At 67.7% G+C, this 15,773-nt stretch carries 14 protein-coding genes and 5 pseudogenes; 9 read left to right on the top strand and 10 right to left on the bottom strand.

Annotated elements, in window-relative coordinates:
* Complete coding sequence (locus tag E0500_RS41935; protein WP_131560274.1) at nucleotides 1-723, bottom strand: WXG100 family type VII secretion target; 723 nt, start codon at nucleotides 721-723, stop codon at nucleotides 1-3.
* A gap of 410 nt (nucleotides 724-1,133) precedes the next feature.
* On the opposite strand from E0500_RS41935, the gene E0500_RS41930 reads away from it, so the two are divergent.
* Nucleotides 1,134-1,961 (top strand): SDR family NAD(P)-dependent oxidoreductase, encoded by an 828-nt coding sequence (locus E0500_RS41930; protein ID WP_131560272.1) that lies wholly within the window; start codon nucleotides 1,134-1,136, stop codon nucleotides 1,959-1,961.
* A 59-nt stretch (nucleotides 1,962-2,020) separates the two neighbouring features.
* On the opposite strand, the gene E0500_RS45655 is transcribed toward E0500_RS41930, so the two are convergent.
* The gene (locus E0500_RS45655) at nucleotides 2,021-2,284 is read right to left on the bottom strand and encodes a helix-turn-helix domain-containing protein (protein ID WP_399121071.1); all 264 of its coding nucleotides are present in this window, start codon (nucleotides 2,282-2,284) and stop codon (nucleotides 2,021-2,023) included.
* Between the two features lie 102 nt (nucleotides 2,285-2,386).
* On the opposite strand from E0500_RS45655, the pseudogene E0500_RS41925 reads away from it, so the two are divergent.
* A pseudogene (locus E0500_RS41925) lies at nucleotides 2,387-2,500 on the top strand (VOC family protein); the annotation flags it as partial.
* Between the two features lie 29 nt (nucleotides 2,501-2,529).
* Here E0500_RS41925 and E0500_RS41920 read toward each other — a convergent pair.
* Nucleotides 2,530-2,919: a hypothetical protein gene (locus E0500_RS41920; protein WP_037743720.1), complete on the bottom strand. Its 390-nt coding sequence runs from the start codon at nucleotides 2,917-2,919 to the stop codon at nucleotides 2,530-2,532.
* A gap of 69 nt (nucleotides 2,920-2,988) precedes the next feature.
* On the opposite strand from E0500_RS41920, the pseudogene E0500_RS41915 reads away from it, so the two are divergent.
* Nucleotides 2,989-3,902: pseudogene (locus tag E0500_RS41915) on the top strand (IS982 family transposase).
* On the opposite strand, the pseudogene E0500_RS45650 reads toward E0500_RS41915, so the two are convergent.
* Nucleotides 3,808-4,050, bottom strand: a pseudogene (locus tag E0500_RS45650) (hypothetical protein); the annotation flags it as partial. The pseudogenes E0500_RS41915 and E0500_RS45650 sit on opposite strands and share 95 nt — an antisense overlap.
* Here E0500_RS45650 and E0500_RS41910 point away from each other — a divergent pair.
* From E0500_RS41910 to E0500_RS41900, 3 genes and pseudogenes are all read left to right on the top strand, one after another.
* A pseudogene (locus tag E0500_RS41910) lies at nucleotides 4,044-4,530 on the top strand (MFS transporter); the annotation flags it as partial. The pseudogenes E0500_RS45650 and E0500_RS41910 overlap by 7 nt on opposite strands.
* A pseudogene (locus E0500_RS41905) lies at nucleotides 4,531-5,381 on the top strand (IS5 family transposase).
* A gap of 515 nt (nucleotides 5,382-5,896) precedes the next feature.
* Nucleotides 5,897-6,613, top strand: a complete 717-nt coding sequence (locus E0500_RS41900; protein WP_165934887.1) for a hypothetical protein — start codon at nucleotides 5,897-5,899, stop codon at nucleotides 6,611-6,613.
* 683 nt (nucleotides 6,614-7,296) lie between these two features.
* Here the strand turns inward: E0500_RS41900 and E0500_RS41895 are convergent.
* The 3 genes from E0500_RS41895 to E0500_RS41885 all read right to left on the bottom strand — a co-directional run bounded on the left by E0500_RS41895 (nucleotide 7,297) and on the right by E0500_RS41885 (nucleotide 9,660).
* Complete coding sequence (locus E0500_RS41895) at nucleotides 7,297-7,767, bottom strand: DUF3291 domain-containing protein (RefSeq protein WP_131560268.1); 471 nt, start codon at nucleotides 7,765-7,767, stop codon at nucleotides 7,297-7,299.
* A 32-nt stretch (nucleotides 7,768-7,799) separates the two neighbouring features.
* Nucleotides 7,800-8,438 (bottom strand): metalloregulator ArsR/SmtB family transcription factor, encoded by a 639-nt coding sequence (locus E0500_RS41890; RefSeq protein ID WP_131560266.1) that lies wholly within the window; start codon nucleotides 8,436-8,438, stop codon nucleotides 7,800-7,802.
* Nucleotides 8,439-8,901: 463 nt separating this feature from the next.
* Nucleotides 8,902-9,660, bottom strand: a complete 759-nt coding sequence (locus tag E0500_RS41885; protein WP_131560264.1) for a PIG-L family deacetylase — start codon at nucleotides 9,658-9,660, stop codon at nucleotides 8,902-8,904.
* A gap of 181 nt (nucleotides 9,661-9,841) precedes the next feature.
* On the opposite strand from E0500_RS41885, the gene E0500_RS41880 reads away from it, so the two are divergent.
* Both E0500_RS41880 and E0500_RS41875 read left to right on the top strand, forming a co-directional pair.
* Entirely contained in the window at nucleotides 9,842-10,207 is a 366-nt protein-coding gene (locus E0500_RS41880) for a helix-turn-helix transcriptional regulator (protein WP_165934886.1), read from the top strand.
* Nucleotides 10,204-10,629 carry a VOC family protein gene (locus E0500_RS41875; RefSeq protein ID WP_131560260.1) on the top strand — a complete coding sequence of 142 codons (426 nt, stop codon included), beginning with the start codon at nucleotides 10,204-10,206 and terminating at the stop codon, nucleotides 10,627-10,629. Before E0500_RS41880 ends, E0500_RS41875 begins: the two co-directional genes overlap by 4 nt.
* Nucleotides 10,630-10,669: 40 nt before the next feature.
* On the opposite strand, the gene E0500_RS41870 is transcribed toward E0500_RS41875, so the two are convergent.
* Both E0500_RS41870 and E0500_RS41865 read right to left on the bottom strand, forming a co-directional pair.
* Nucleotides 10,670-11,593, bottom strand: coding sequence for an RNA polymerase sigma-70 factor (locus tag E0500_RS41870; protein WP_131560258.1), 924 nt, complete (start codon nucleotides 11,591-11,593; stop codon nucleotides 10,670-10,672).
* A 104-nt stretch (nucleotides 11,594-11,697) separates the two neighbouring features.
* On the bottom strand, nucleotides 11,698-12,171 hold the full coding sequence (locus E0500_RS41865) for a carboxymuconolactone decarboxylase family protein (protein WP_131560256.1): 474 nt from the start codon (nucleotides 12,169-12,171) through the stop codon (nucleotides 11,698-11,700).
* Nucleotides 12,172-12,407: 236 nt separating this feature from the next.
* Here E0500_RS41865 and E0500_RS41860 point away from each other — a divergent pair, with 236 nt between their 5' ends.
* Nucleotides 12,408-12,800, top strand: coding sequence for a DNA glycosylase AlkZ-like family protein (locus E0500_RS41860; protein WP_309505316.1), 393 nt, complete (start codon nucleotides 12,408-12,410; stop codon nucleotides 12,798-12,800).
* Between the two features lie 216 nt (nucleotides 12,801-13,016).
* Here the strand turns inward: E0500_RS41860 and E0500_RS41855 are convergent, their stop codons facing one another.
* A complete protein-coding gene (locus E0500_RS41855) occupies nucleotides 13,017-15,443 on the bottom strand; it encodes an endonuclease/exonuclease/phosphatase family protein (RefSeq protein ID WP_309505315.1) in 2,427 nt (808 codons plus the stop codon).
* Nucleotides 15,444-15,773 lie beyond the last annotated feature (330 nt).

Genomic DNA, 15,773 nt, shown 5'->3' with positions numbered 1-15,773 from the left:
TCAGTTGAAGTCGGAAAGGGAGCTGCGGACGGCGTTCATCTCCTGCTCGTTCGCCGACTCCGTGCGCGTGTAGTTCCCGGCGGTCGTGGTACACCGCGTGCCGATCTCCTGACAGAGCTTCTTCAGCTTCGTGGCCTGTTTGTCCCAGCTCTCCATCGTCTTGCTGAGCTCCACGCCCAACTGTCCGCCCCACAGATCACCGCTCAGGGCGCCGACCGCACCCCACATGCGCTCGTCACTGCCGACGTGTCCGTGGTTCTGTACGACGCCCGCCATCTCCGTGGAGGCCTGACCCGCGCGGTTGAGCGCGGCCGGGTCCTGCACGCCGGACATGCCGTTCGTCTGTACACCGCCGGAGCCGCCCCCGGCCGACATGACCTGGATGCCTCCGCTGTCGTTGCCGCCGCCCGTGGTCGCGCGAGGCGCGGGGTCCAGGTCGCGTACGTCAGTGGGGTTGTCGGGAGTGGCGATGCGATGGCCCTGTACCGCGTCGCCGTCTGCCGCCGGAGTGGCCTGCAAGCCGCCGTAGTTGAAGGCGGGATCGCTGCCGGCGTCGGGCGCGGGATCGAAGTCGCGTACATCGGCCTGCGCGGGCGGGTCCGGCGTCTGGTACGCCGTGCGCGGGTCCGGCCCGGTGGCGGGCGCGGTCGGCGCGGATATACGTGGATCCGGCCCGGTGTTCGGCGCAGAAACCGGACGTATGTCGTCGAAGTCAGAACTCACTGGCTACCCCCGTACCCGATGGGATGCCCGCCACGGGCATCCCTCGCATCAAAAGTGACGTTCCATCAGAGCCTACCGATCGGTATGAGCCGCGATCCAGTGAGGGCCTGTGGCGATGGTGCTGACGGAGCCCTGACGGCGTGGTGACCACCCAGGCCCCTGGCTTTCACTCGACGAAGATGTCAGCCTGCGATCTCAATCTTTCCGTTGGCCTCAGCCGGGGCTGTGGACGCGAGCTGCGCACCGCCGACGCGTTGAGTGATGCCATTCAGCAGCGTCCCTGGAAGCACGTTCCCTGATGGGAAGCCGCCGTATCGACGACACCGAGGCACGGAAGATGGCTTGCGCTACCGTGTGGACCTTTCTCCAAGCCCTGAACGCATCCCCAACCGAGGACCAAGGACACTGACTTGTCGAAAACATTCGTGATCACGGGCGGCACAGACGGAATCGGGGCGGCCGTCGCTCGCGCGCTGCTCTTACGGGGAGACCACGCCGCGGTGATCGGAACGAACCCGGAGAAGGCCGCCCCTCTCATCCGGGAGGCGGCCGACGCGCCGGGGAGCGCGGCCTTCTTTCCGGCCGACCTCAGTCTGGTGGCGGACACCCGGCGTGTGGTCGGTGACCTGCTGAAGGTCTACCCGAAGATCGACGGCCTCGTCATGTGCGCGCGCTTCTTCCGGACGTACCGGAGGACGACCTTCGATGGATTCGAGGACAACTTCGCGCTCTTCTACCTGAGCCGCGTCCTGCTCAGCTACGGGCTGCTCAGCGCCTTCGAACAGGCAGACGGCGCGGTCGTCATGAACGTAGCCGGTCCGGGCCACGACACGCCGATCGAATGGGACGACCTGCAGAGCGCCCGGGACTACGACGGGGTGCGGGCCATGTTCATGACCGGACGACTCAACGATCTCCTCGGAGTCACGTTCGCCGAGCGCCATGGCAAGGACGGGACCACATACGTGCTGTTCCACCCGGGGACGACATCTACGGGCTTCGTCGGCGAGTTCGACCCGCCGACGGCGGCGTACATCGAACAGCAGAAGGCACTGGCGAAACCCGCCACCGCTGTCGTGCCTCCGATCCTCCGGCTGCTCGACGATCCGCCCAAGGAACCGCTCACCGCGTTCAACATGTACGACGAACTGAGCATTCACAGCGGCCTCTTCTCGCCGAAGTCGGCGGCTCGCCTCGCGGGCATCACGGAAGAACTGCTGGGTTCAGACGCGAAATGACATGTGCGCTACCGGCACCTTGGACGGCCCCTTGTCCAGCACCGCGAACAGCGCCGCACTCAGCTTGGGCCCGGACGCCGTCCCCTGGGCTTCAGGACCGGCGGTCCCCCGTGCTCCCCTGCCTGGCGCCACCGCTGTACCGACCGCACACTGACACGTAACTCCTTCGCGACCGCGCCAGTGTCGCTTCCCAGGGCGAACAGCTCGGCCGCCTGCGTCCGCTGTGCTCGCGAAAGGCTCGTCGCTCCGCGGTCAGCCCGCCCCCTTGTGGATACCTCACGCCACCGGCCCAGCGGACAACCACCGCTCGTCAGCCACAACATCACGCCAACAAACTCAGTAGTGGTCGTAGCGACCTATGACTTACCGGACGGGGTGGCGCGGCCTCATAGGCTGAGCCCTCGTCCGCACTGTCTGGAGGAGCCATGACCAGTAGGTTGACCGAGTTGGTTGTCGACTGCCACGATCCGGAGCGGCTCGCGGCCTTCTGGTGCGCGGTCCTGGACTTCAAGGTGATCGACCGGAGCGAGGACAAGGTCGCCCCGGTTGTCGAGGTGGCAGCGGGCGGTCAGGCGTCAGGGTCGACTTCGGGGTGCGTGAACCGCACGGGCTTGCCCAGCGACCGGGCGTAGGCGATTTCGGCTCGGGTGCTGTCTCCGATGTAGTCGCCGACTACGAGCACCTCATCAGCGAGCCGGATCTTCGCCCGGTGCAGATCGTCGAGTCGAACCTTCAGCGCCTCGGCCTCGACAGGATCGGACCAAAGTTCGTGCGGCGACTTCATGTCACAGCCCGGTTTGACGACAATCTTTCCGGCTTTGGTCTCCCGCAGATCGGCCTCGTTCATCTCGGTCATGAAGCGGGTGGAGCCGCAGATCACGACGATACGCGGGAGGCTCAACAGCTTCTTCGCGTCGGCGAGCTTCTCCTCGGGGGTGAGCAGTTGCGGGTATGACACTGGTTGCTCCTGGTGGTGTGGTCCAAGCGGGCCTGCGGAGACGAGAACGAGGGTGTCCAAGATCGTTTTGTGACGAACGACGTGGACACCCTCGCGACAGCACTCTATGCGACGACCGACGACATGCTGAAGGAGCATCCCGACCTGGCGCCGTGGCGCCCGCCGGTCGACATTACGCCCAGCCTGAGCGATGCCGAACTGGTCACCTCGCCACGATGCAGGCCATACTCGGCTACACCTCCGAGGCCAAATGGCTCCGCCATGCCCGTGCCCACCTTCGCCACCTCGTCCCCTACCTGCCCCAGCAGCCCGGCTACAACAAGGGGCTGCGCAAGGCCGCCGGTCTGATGCGAAGCGTCAACCGGATCCTGGCCACCACCACCTCGGTGTGGAGCGACGACGTATGGTTCGTGGACTCCACCCCGGTGGAATGCGGCCGCTACCGCGAGACCGTCAAACGCTCCGACCTGGCGGGTTGGGCCGAATACGGCTACTGCGCCAGCCACAGCCGCTTCTTCTGGGGCCTGCGCCTGCACCTGGTCTGCACCCTTCAGGGTCTGCCCATCGCCTTCGCCCTGACCGGGGCCAAGGCCGACGAACGCGAGCCCCTCCTTGACCTCCTGGCAGCCGAATGCGAGCTTCTGCGAGAGCGCCCCCGACAGACTCTCATCGGCGACAAGAACTACTTCGGCCGTGGTTTCGAACGCGAACTGTCCGCGCATGGAGTCCAGTTGCTGCGGCCTGCCCGTAAAGGTGAACGGGAACGGCCTGGCGCAGCCCTGTTCAAGCCGCTGCGACAGGCCATCGAATCGATCAACGAGACCTTCAAGGGACAGCTTGACCTCGAACGGCACCGAGGGCGCACACCCGAAGGTGTCATAGCCCGCGTCATGCAACGCATCCTCGCGCTGACCGCCGCGATCTGGCACAACGACGCCACCGGACAAACCGTCCTACGCTCACTGATCGCCTACGATCACTGACCCCTTGGACTAGATCATCTAGCCGGTGGTCAGGACTCTCAGGCTGGAGCCACACCTGGTAGTCGACGTCGACCCTTCCGACGGTTGGGTGCTGCAGGCGCATGGTTCCCACGGTGCAGTCCGCGACGTCGCCCTTGGCCCACAGACGGCGACCGGTGCGGCCGACTGAAGCTGCTGATGACCGGCGCGGCGGTGTTCGGTGCCGCCTCGGCAGGAGCGGCGTTCGCCCCCGGGCCGGAACTTCTGATCGCCAGCCGGGCGCTGATGGGCGTGGCCGGGGCCACGCTGCTGCCGTCTGCCATTGCGGTACTCAGCGAATTGTTTCCCGACCCGCGCCAACGGGCGAGGGCGATCGGCATCTTCGCAGCCACCTTTGCTGCGGGCTTCGCGATCGGCCCGATCGTCGGCGGACAGTTGCTGAACAGCTTTTGGTGGGGCTCGGTCTTTCTGATCAATCTCCCCGTCGTCGTGCTGTTCCTCGTCTTGGCACTGGTTCTGCTCCGCGAGGTTCGCGCCACGGGTACCGGGCCGCATCGACGTCCTGAGCGTTCTGCTCTCCGCCACGGGCATCCTACTGACCGTCTACGCGATCAAGCACGCTGCCGCCCAGTGGCTGACCGCGGCCCCGATGGTCAGGTGCTCGGCGATCTTGGTCAGCAGGGTGTCCGAGGTGCGTGCTGATCTTGTTCCTGACGACCTGTGGGAGCGGGTGGCTCCGCTGCTGCCCCCTACTCCCGAGCGGCGCCGTCGCCATTCGGGGCGGTTGGGTGTTCCCGACCGAACGGCGCTCGCCGGCGTCATGTACGTGCTCCGGACCGGTGTCGCCTGGCGTGATGTCCCCGCGGAGACCGTGGGCTGCTCCGGGGTGACGGCCTGGTGCCGACTCCGGGACTGGACCGAGGCCGGTGTCTGGCCCCGCCTGCCCGCCGCCCTACTGGGCGAGCTGCGTCGCGCCGAACTACTGGGCCTGGACGACTGTGCCGTGGACGGCTCGCACATCCGGGCTCTCAAAGGGGGGATCACGTCGGCCCCTCTCCCGTCGACCGCGCCCGTCCCGGCTCCAAGCACCACTTGATTGTCGACCGCCACGGAACCCCCGCTCGCTGTCACGCTCCGCAGCGGCAACCGGCACGATGCCACCCAGCTCCTGCCACTGCTGAACGCGATCCCGTCGATCCGGGGTTTGCGGGGACGCCCTCGCCGTAAGCCCCGGCGGCTGTACGCCGACCGGGGCTACGACTTCGACAAGTACCGCCGCCTGCTGTGGAAGCGTGGCATCAAACCCGTGATCGCCCGACGCGGCGCCGCCCACGGCTCCGGACTGGGCAAGGGCACTGGGTGGTCGAGCGGGCCTTCGCATAGCTCCACCAGTTCAAACTGCTCCGCATCCGCTACGAGCGACGCGCTGCTCTCCACCAGCGCCTGCTCGAACTGGCCTGCAGCCTCATATGCCTCCGCCGCCTGCGAACCTCATTCTGAAACGATCAGCAAGGTGCGCGACGAGCTCGCCGCGCCTGCCGGACGCACCAGTCATCGGCGAATGCGCCTCCGCAGAGCCCGCCGCCCCTGACGCTCCGGCCGCCAGCAAGAGCGGCTGTCCTGCGGCCATCCCGCTCCAGCCGCCGCCGGGCAGCCGGGCATGGCATCTGGCAACGCAGGGCTGGGAACGAGAGCCGGGCGCCCCGCGGCCGCACCGGCGGTTTCGTTGAGCGGGCAACCAACCCAGGTCGTTGAGCGGGCAGCCAACCCGGGGCGGTGTGCGCCCAGATGCGAGCCCACCAGAGCCGGACCACAATGGCCGTAAGGGGCTCCCGCCGCACGGGAGTTACTGGGTTTCAAATCGGGCCGCGCCGGACGACGCGGAGCCTTCACCTTCGGTGACCAATGGCAGCAAGCAGCGCCTTCGATATGAGGAGAGCAGCGCCATGAATCGTCCTCTGAGAACACATTCCGGCCCGCCTCGGTGGCCGAGCTACCGCGGTGTTTCCCACCTGGTGGGAGCCAGCCCCAGCGGGGCGGTGACCGTTTACGTCGACCCCAGCCTCGGGCCGCAGGGCATGCAGAACGCGACCGACCTCCTGAGCGACGCCGACCGCGTGTTCAACCTGAACAACACCATCTTCAACACCACCGGCGCGCCGGTCAGCGCCATCGTCTTCGCCCTCGGCGGCGTCGCCGACGGCTCCGGCGGCGCGGACCACGACGGCTGCACCTTCCAAATCGGCGGCGCCATCGAGGTGGACGCCTCCTTCGGCAACTCCGCCCGGGTATCCGGGCTGTTCGAGGCCGAGCTGAGCGAGTGTGCGATGAACGGCCAGCTGTGCGGGCTGAGCACCGGCGAAGCCCTCTCCCGCTGGTGCGCCGCCGTCGCAAGCAACAACGCCCTGGTCGATTTCGCCACCGCCCCGGACTGGGCCGAGCACGGGGCGCGCAACTTCGTCGACCGGACCGACCCGACCGACCGCAACCCGCTGAGCACCGGCTGCGGGATGGCCTTCATCTCCTGGCTCATCAGCCTGGGTCACAAGCTCCCGCAGATCTCGCAGGAGATGGTCGCCCTCGGGGACACCGGCACCCTCGCGGAGCTCTACGCCAGGCTGACCGGAGAACCCCAAAGCCAGGCATGGCCTGACTTCGAGCAAGCCATCAAAGGACTACCCGACGGCGTCACCAGCGACGACCCCTTCGGAGCCTTCCCGACCGCCATGTGAAGGCCCGGGAACTAGTGGTTGTACCGGCCCGGTGATCGCCGACCGTCGCCCCTGTAGGACGAACATCGCTCCGGCAGCCCAGGACCTCACGATGCCGACCCGGACGGCCGCTACGGCTACGACAACTGTTTCGCTACCGCTCGGGCTGGGCGGCCACCCGGCCTGGGGGGCCGGCCAACCCGTCAGGCCGATCCGTTGCGCATGCGGCACCGACGATGCGCTTCCTGGTCATGATCCCCAGCTGCGAGTGGGGTCCCGCACGCGGGCGCCGCTGCTTCGAGAACGGGTGCAGTCATGGTGGTTCCCCTGCCTTCACGTGCGGATCGTGCCTGCGCCCGGTCGGGACGGGGCCGTCACGGGCGCGTGGGGCTGCCTTCTCTCCCAGCCTGATCCCTGGGCCGGGCCGGCGCACGCCAAGCGTTGCCAGGTCACGCGAGAACAGGCAAGGCGGTGGGGCGCCTCAACGGACTGGGCACAGTGAGATGAGGCGCCATACGCACCGGCGCCCTGGTCGCCACCGCATCCCGTCGATCAGCTGCCGACGGGTCCACGTCGGCGGTCTGCCCTGCTTCTTGCCCCGCGGCAGCAACGGCTCGAGCCACCACACCATTGACTGCTCGTCAGATCTGCACGCCCTACGGTGCCAGATCATCCAGCACCTTGATCAGCCTTCGCACCAGACCCTAGACCTGCGCGGACCTGGCTGGTGCCGGGTAGGGTGCGCGGAAGGTGAACGCGGTTGGTCCGGGACCGTGTTCGCGTACCAACGCGACCCGCTCCATCGCCTCGGCGATGCTCGGGCGGTGACCAGCCGGGATCCACCACAGGGCCTGGTACGCCTCGGCCAAGCGCTGGAACCATTCGCGGCGGCGGCTCAGTACGCGCAGGTGATCAGTGTGGTAGGTGAAGTTCCGCAGGGCTTCAACGGACTCCCAGACCGAACAGTTGATCAGGAGCAGGTCGTCGCTCTCGTCGGGACGGACACCGGTCGCGTCCTCGCCCTCGTCGTCGACCATGCGCCATACGAACCCCGGGCTGCACTCGGCAAGCGCGTTGATCTCCGGCAGTTGGGCGACGAAGTCGGCCAACTCGGGGCTGTCCAGCGGGGCGAGGATGCGGCCGATGTTGACCTGCGCAAGGTGAAAGCCAGTCATGGGCACAGCATGGCCCGACCCCACCTCTATAGTCAATGATCCTTGTTTTTAGAAAGTGCCACGCAACACCCGCCAGGACACGGATCCATCGTCGGCGACCACTGCTCAAGTGCCAGGCCCTTGAGCAGCGCGAGATTCATCCCGCAGATCAGGGCGGGGAACTCCTCGGCCAGCGCGCGGAAGGGACAGTTGTGCAGCCGCAGCGTCTCCCCATCCCAGAAGGGCTGGTAGCCGCGGGCCCGCAGCACCTCGACCAGGTCACCGGCAGCCGCATCCGGGTGTGCCGCACCCGCGGCCTGCGCCGCGGCCTGCAACTCCCGGTCCAGGCCGGCGTTCTCCACGGCCTCCGCGAGCAGCCGACCGGCCGCGTCATAGGACCGAGGCGGGACGGACACGGCGTGCTCACCCTCGGCACGCCGGTAGACCTTCGCCGGCCGCCCCGCCCCGGGGCCGGTGCGCCCGGACAGTCGCCGAAACGACACGGCCAGCAGCCCCGCCTCGACCAGCTTGTCCAAGTGGAAGGCGGCCAGCGATCGGGAAATCCCGACCGCTTCCGCGACCGCATCACGTCCTACCTCACCCGGGGTGGCGGCGACGTGTCGATAGACCCGACGACGCACGGAATCACCCAACACACCCAGCACCGCGAATGCGGAATCTTCAGCAGTCACGCGCCGATCCTATGACCACTGGAAGTATTCAAAACAGCGCCAAGCACTCCTCACGCAGCCACCCGACGACGGCCGCGACCAGGACTTTCGCAACAGGCCCTACAGGGGGTACGGGCCTTTGGCGTGCCCGGAAGGCGGCTGCTCATGGTCGGCGTCTCGGTCGTATAGACGTTCTACCCGGCGCGAGTTCGCTCGACGTGAATTCTGCACCGATCGTCTCGGTGCGGAAGTTCGCGGGCCCGCATGGTCGATCTCGCCCGGCCCGGTTTCGACCTCATCGAAGCCGAGCCGCCCAAGGCCACCGGGCACAGTCGGTTCGGCAGCCGGGCGATGCTCGAACCGGGCACGCCCTGGCCGACGTGATGTTGGCGAGGTCGTGTGGGTCGTCGTCGTTTCATGTGATCAATGCCGACGAGGTTGGGAGTCACGGCCGCCTTCACCGGGGACTGCGTGGGTCCCGTGGTCAGGCGGTCAGTTCCGTCTGGGCCGAGGCCGCAGTCATGGGGGCGTGACGGATGTACCACTCGGTAGCGAACAGCCGCTCCCGTGCATCCGTCGGAAGGCCGGCGATCACCCCCGGTAGGGCCCCGCGCTCCACCTCGGAGCGATGCGCCAGTACTGCGGCGATCTTCTGCTCCATCCAAGGCCCGACATCGACAGTTGCGGTGACCTGTTCGTCCGGAACGCTGTACACCGCCTTTCGCGCACCGATCACGTCTCTCAGCGCCGGCACTGCGGAGCGCGGGTGCGTGGCCAGGTAGAGGGCACGCGGCTGCCAGGGGGCACCGGCGTCCGGGTAGAGCTGCCCAAGTCCGGCCGCTTGGGCAGCGAGCATGGTCACCCGGTGGGTGTGCACGTGATCCGGGTGACCGGGCAGCCCGCCGTAGGCGTCATGGGTGACCATGATGTCCGGGCGGAATTCACGGATGTGCTCCACCAACCGCCGCACCGCCTCGTCCAGCGGCGCATCGCAGAACCGTAGGCAACCCGGGGCCGACTCCGGTACACGCGCATCGGCGTAACCGAGCATCCGCGGCTTGCCTGCTCCGAGAATGTGCAGCGCCTCGGCCAACTCCGCAGCCCGCAGGGTGTCCGCGGCCCAGGTCGCCGTGACAACTGCGGTACGCGCGCCCGCAGCTGCGTGACGGGCAAGCACGCCGCCTGCAGACAACGACTCGTCGTCCGGATGAGCGAAAACCGCGAGCAAGCTCGGCACGGACATGGACCGACCGCCTTCCAGCGCTAAGGGAGCCTGATCGTACGTCCCCCAGGGCGGCGCGCCGCTGACGCTCGTCGTCGCGACGTTCGGGGTGTCGGCGCGTGCCGGTACCGCACGAGCACACGAGCACACGAGCGGCCGATTGTACTTGCAGGCACAACATTCAGCACATAGGCTGAATGTTGTGCCTGAATTCCCGGCAGAAGAGGAACCCACGACCGACGAGCCCACGGGCCGGGCCGACGCCTACGAGGCGGTGTTCAGCGCGTTGGCACACCCGGCACGGCGGCGTGTTCTGCTGACTGTCTACTTCAACGGTGGATCCATGACAGCCGGCGAGATCGCCGCTGTGTTCGCCCACTCCTGGCAGACGACCACCAGACACCTGCAGGTCCTGGAAGTCGCCGGGCTGCTCAGCAGCGAGCGCCAAGGCCGCTCGCGCGTCTACCGGCTCCAGCGAAGCCGTCTGGATCTGGTCACTCAGTGGCTTGCCCACTTTTCCCAGCAGCATGGGCCACCCGATCGCAACCAAGGAGAACCCCTGACATGACCAGCTCGACCACCGGACCAGCAGACCGCGCGGACGTTCCGCAGTTGTTCAGACTGAGCGTGGAAGTCGGTGATCTCGACGAGGCCATCGCCTTCTACGGCAGGCTGCTGGGCCTGGAGGGGCGCAGACAGGCCGGGGCACGCTGCTACTTCCAGTGCGGACCGGTCACCCTCTCCGTCCAGGACGTGTCCGCCCTGGCCGCGCCGCATCCGGCGGCGAAGTCCCTGTACTTCACCGTCACGGACCTCGACGCCGTCTTCGTACGAGCCCAGGCACTCGACTGCCTGTCCACGGAACTGGTCCACGATGCTCCGGCAGGCGCCATCGTCGTCCGCCCCTGGGGCGAGCGATCGTTCTACGTCCAGGACCCCTGGGGCAACCCACTCTGCTTCGTGGAGGACGGCACCGTCTACCCCGGATAAGGGCTGTCCGTTAAGGGCTGTCCCCACACCACGGCTCAGGTCAGTTCATCTGCCTGCGGGTCTGCTTCACCTCGCGGTCGATGGCCCAGGCGTCGGCGACCGGTCCGAGGTGGCCGAGCTTGTCGGGATTGATCACCGAGCGGATGGTCTGGATCTGCCCGTCCAGCATTTCGAGGGCCATAGTGTGCAGGATTTTGCCGTCCCGGTCGCGGAAGATCGCGCCGGGTTCGCCGTTGACCTCGTGCGGCTCGAACGTCACGTCGATCCGTGCCATCCGGGGGAAGACGGAGCCAAGCAGCCGGGCCACCTTCTCGGCCCCGATGACGGCCTTGGCCAGCTGCGGGGCCCTGCCGCCGCCGTCCCCGACCAGTTGGACATCGGCGGCGAGCAGCTTCTGCAACGCGCCCACGTCGCCGTCTTTCAACGCGGAGAAGAACCGTGCCGCCAGCTCCTGACGCTCCTGACCGTTCGCTTCGAACCGTGGCCGCCCGGCCTCCATGTGCCGCCGTGCGCGCACCAGCAGTTGCCTGCACGCCCCCTCTGAACGCCCTACCGCCGCGGCGACCTCGTCGAATCCGAAGGCGAACACCTCCCGCAGCACAAACACCGACCGCTCCAGCGGACTGAGCCGCTCCAGCAACAGCAGCGCCGCCATCGACACCGAGTCGGCCAGCTCCGCCGAGCGCGCCGGATCCTGATACGGATCACTCAGCAGCGGCTCGGGGAACCACGGGCCCACGTACTCCTCTCGCCGCACGCGCGCGGAGCGCAGCACGTCGATCGAGATCCGCGTGACCGTGGCGGACAGAAAGGCCTTGGGCGACGTGGGTGAGGTCGTCGAGCCGTCGAAGCGCAGCCATGTCTCCTGCACGGCGTCCTCGGCCTCACTCACACTGCCCAGAATCCGGTAGGCGATCGAGAACAGCAGCGGCCGCAACTCCAAGAACTCGTCAACCTTGTTCACGTCGAATCCCCTCCCTTCGAGACCCTCTCACCTGGCCGTACCGGACTCGGGGCGCAGCGCCCGCAGCACCCGCAGCAGCGCCCCGAGCCAGTTGCTGATGCCGTTCAGTGGAACTGTCCGGCCTCATAGTTGCCGGCCGGCTGCTGGGTGATGATGTTCAGCCGGTTCGCCAAGTTCATGAAGGAGACCAGGATCACCAGGGCGGTGAGCTGTTCCTCGTCGTAGTGCTTGGCGGCGCGCGCCCACACCTCGTCGCTGACGCCCCTGGCCGCATCCGCGACCCGGGTCCCTTCCTCCGCCAACTCCAGTGCGGCGCGCTCGGCCTCGGTGAAGACCGTGGCCTCCCGCCACGCCGTCACCAGGTTCAGCCGTACCGCGGTCTCGCCGGCAGCGGCGGCCTCCTTGGTGTGCATGTCGATGCAGGCGGCGCAGCCGTTGATCTGGCTCACGCGCAGCGCCACCAGCTCCTGTGTCATGGCCGGCAGCGGCGAGTCCTTGAGTGCCTTGCCCGCCGACATGAAGTACTTGAGGGCCTTGCCGGCGGTCGGGCTGGCGAAGTAGTTCAGTCGCGCGTCCATGGTGTGCTCCTCCGTGGTCGTCAGTGGCTACACCCCCTGAGACGAGATGGCCCGATCCTCTGTGACATGGACGGATGTGACCCGCGTCTCCCTGCCGTCAGCATCCGTCAGCCGACGGGGCACTCGTCTTGCACGGTCGCCCACGGACCTTCTGACCGGGTATCTGGCGATGCCGCACATCAGTCCTGCGCCGGTCGCGGCTCTCGTCGTTGTCGACAATGACTACTGGTTCGTCGGTGGACGTTCAACGGCGGCGCCAAGCACCGGCCGAGGACACCCCGGCGCCGCCGCGGCTGCTGCCGATGTGGGACAGCACGCTGCTGGCCCACGGCGGCCCCGGTCGGCTCGTCCCCGAGGAGTACAGACCCTTGGTCGTCCGCCGCAACGGCGACACACTGCCGTGCCTGCTCGTCGACGGGCAGGTCGCCGGAGTATGGCGTGCAGGCGAGGACGGGCTGGAACTCACCGCCTTCCACAGGCTCGGCAAGGCCGCCTGGCAGGGTCTGACCGAAGAGGCGGAGAGGCTGTCCGCACTGCTCGCCCATCGCGATCCAGCCGTCTACCGGCGCTACGGGCATTGGTGGGACAAGGGGTTTCCCGGCGTCGAGAGCACTACCGTCAAGGGCTGACCGCATCGTCGAAGGGGCAGGTCGCGCTTGACGGATCGGCGCCACAGAGCTGCGCCACGGATCGGCGCCAACGACGATCCGCTCGTTGTGGTCGCGGAGCGCGCCGTCGACCTGCTCAGGGCGGACCCGCTGCGGTGACCGCCCGGTGACGAAAGCACGTTGGGCGTGCACGTGGTCACGTGCACGCCCAACGTGTCGATCAGTGGGCAGGTGTGCTCACTTGATGCGGACGACCTGCGGGTCGTGGTCGCTCGTCTGGTCGGAGAACTCCGAGTTGATGTGGACGACGTCGTACGCCGGCTTCTTGATGGCGGGCGAGACGAGGATGTGGTCCAGCGTCTGCGAGTTGCCGTCGTACACGTAGCTGTACCGCTCGCCCACCGGCAGGGTGTTGATCAGGTCGGTGAGGACACCGCCCGCGGTCAGCGTCTGAAGCGGCTTGGAGAACTGGTAGTCGTTCATGTCTCCGAGGACGACCACCTTGGCCTTCTTGTCCTTGGCCAGGATGCCGGAGACGAAGGAGTTGACCTCCTTGGCCTGGGCCAGGCGCTGGGTCTCGGAGCCGAGCACCGGCGGCTGGACGGCGCCGTGCAGCGGCTTGTCGCCACCCTTCGAGTTGAAGTGGTTGCCGACGACGAAGACCTGCTCGCCACGGAAGACGAACTCACCGACGAGCGGCTTGCGGCTGCTCTTCCAGGCGTCGGAGGTGGGGTTGATCCTGCCCGGCGAGACCGAGAGCTGCACGCCCTTCTTGCCGCTGACGGCCTCCACGGCGGTGGTGGAGTCGCCGCCCGGCCGGTCGACGAAGCTGACGCGCTGGGGGTTGAAGAGGAGGACGTTCCGGATGTTGCCGCCCGGCTCGCCACCGTCCTGGTCGTTGACCGGGTCGACGGAACGCCAGTCGTACGCCGGGCCGCCGGCCGCCTTGATGGCGTCGATGAACTGGGCCATCGTCTTGTCGGCCGCGACCGTGCCGTCGTCCTTGGCGCCGTTGTTGTCCTGGATCTCCTCCAGGCTGATGATGTCCGGTGACGCGAGGTTCTTGACGACACCCTCGGCGAGCCGGTCGAACTTGCTCTGCGGGTCGGTCGGGTCGAGGTTCTCGACGTTGTACGTGGCGACGGAGAGCTCGTCCGACTTGCCCTTCTGCGCCACCTCCGGCTTCAGCCCACCGGACTTGACCGTGCCGAGCGTGGTCGCCTGGACGTTGTAGCCGCCGTAGTTGGCGTAGTCCAGCGGGCCCGCGGTGGTACCGGTGAGGGTGTCGCCGACGTTGGCCTTGAGCTGGTCACCGGTGAGTGAGGCGATCAGCAGGCGGCCCGAGTTGGGGTTGTCGTAGCCCGTCATGACCGTGCCGCCGCGCGGCGTCGGGTTCTGCTGGGGCTTGGTGGTGATCCAGGTCTCGTTGTACTGGTTGGACGCGCCGACCACGCGGGTGTCGCGGATCTCCACCAGCATGCCCTCGTGGGCCTCCAGCCAGTCCAGCGCGTACGTGCCGGGCTCCAGCTGCTGGGACTCGATGTTGCCGCCCTCGACCTTCGGCGCGTAGGCGTCGGGGATCGTGGCCGCGTCGATGACCTCGGCCGCCGGCAGCTTGTTGCCGGAGGACAGCACGCTCGCCGTCGGGCCGGTCAGCTCGGTGACGGACTGCGTGCCGCTGGTCTTGCCGCCGGGGTAGTACTCGCTGATCTTGCCGGAGACGACCACCGAGTCGCCGACCTTGACCAGGGGGGTGGCGGAGCCGGTGAAGACGAAGATGGCCTCGCTGGTGGCCGGGTTGTTGTCGGCGTCCGGGTCCTGGATCCAGTAGCCCTTCGAGCCGGTGCTGCGTACGGCGGTCACCACGCCGGGCACGTTGGTGACGGTCTGGCCGTTCTCCGGGGAGAGCCGGGTCGCGCCCTGGATGTCGTGGATGCGCAGCGGGCCCGGGGTGGTGTCGGTGGGCGTCGGGGTGGGCGTGGGCGACGGGTCGCCGCCACCGCTCTCACCCGTGCTGCTGCTGGGGCTCGGAGCGGAGCCGGTGAAGTCCGCCGAGTTGTCGTCGGTGTCCGTGAACTTGGCGTCGCGGGAGACGGAGGTGGTGTTGCCGGCGCCGGTGGCGGGGCTGCCCTCACGGACCACGGCGGTGCCGAAGCCGACCAGGTCCTTGACGGTGCCGTCGGCCGCGCAGTCGGCGGCGGTCAGGCAGGTGAGCGCGGTGGTCGAGTGGACCAGCGCCACGGTGCCGCTGGCCGCCGACATGGCGATGGTGCCGGTGGCGTCGGGGGTCGGCAGGGCGGTGTCGCCGCCGGCGCCCTTGGCCTCCTGGATGAGGTACTTGCCGCCCGCGGGAACAGCACCGGAGAGCGGGGTGACCTGCCACTTGGAGGTGGAGGTGGGCGAGCCGCTGAGGTACTGCACGGACCAGCCACTGAGGTCGAACGACGCGTTCCCGGCATTGCCCAGCTCGATGAAGTCATGGGTGAGGGACGCACCGGAGTTGCCGCCACCGCCGTAGACCTCGGAGATCACGGCGTCGGAGGACGGGGCCGCCTCGGCGGCGAAGGGGAGGGCGATGAGCGAACCGGTGAGACCGACAGGAAGCGCGATGAGGACGGCCTTGGCGCTTCTGCCACGCAGGGCCGGGGGTATGCGTGAGGACACGTGGAGCTCTCTCTTGCAGAGGGTGTTGTAAAGGGGGTGTGGCTGATATGTGGGAGGAGTGGGACAACCCGGAAGTCGGCTGGAAAGATACGCGCGTAGACACACTCACAGCAAGATGTTGAGCGTTCCATCCGGCAACCGTTTCCCAACCGTTCGCCAGAAGTAACCCCGCTGTCCGCCCTGCCGGCTGGGAACACAGGCACAAGCCCCGCGACGCCCGGGCACGCCAATGGCCGTACGGCAGGCGGCCGTCGGGCTCCCGTCCATCGCGTCGACAGACCGGTATACGAACGTAGAAGTCGGGACGACAGGGGAACCCAACGTTCACTT

The organism is Streptomyces sp. KM273126 (assembly GCF_004337435.2).
In the GTDB taxonomy this organism is placed as follows: Bacteria; Actinomycetota; Actinomycetes; order Streptomycetales; family Streptomycetaceae; genus Streptomyces; species Streptomyces acidicola.
The sequence above is the reverse complement of the archived record's forward strand: the minus strand, read 5'-3'. Positions and strand labels throughout refer to the sequence as shown.

What these genes read in the sequence shown, in the direction of transcription:
- E0500_RS45655 (WP_399121071.1), bottom strand. Translation starts at nt 2,284, where the DNA reads ATGTTGTGGCTGACGAGCGGTGGTTGTCCGCTGGGCCGGTGGCGTGAG.
- E0500_RS41895 (WP_131560268.1), bottom strand. Translation starts at nt 7,767, where the DNA reads ATGACTGGCTTTCACCTTGCGCAGGTCAACATCGGCCGCATCCTCGCC.
- E0500_RS41885 (WP_131560264.1), bottom strand. Translation starts at nt 9,660, where the DNA reads ATGTCCGTGCCGAGCTTGCTCGCGGTTTTCGCTCATCCGGACGACGAG.
- E0500_RS41875 (WP_131560260.1), top strand. Translation starts at nt 10,204, where the DNA reads ATGACCAGCTCGACCACCGGACCAGCAGACCGCGCGGACGTTCCGCAG.
- E0500_RS41865 (WP_131560256.1), bottom strand. Translation starts at nt 12,171, where the DNA reads ATGGACGCGCGACTGAACTACTTCGCCAGCCCGACCGCCGGCAAGGCC.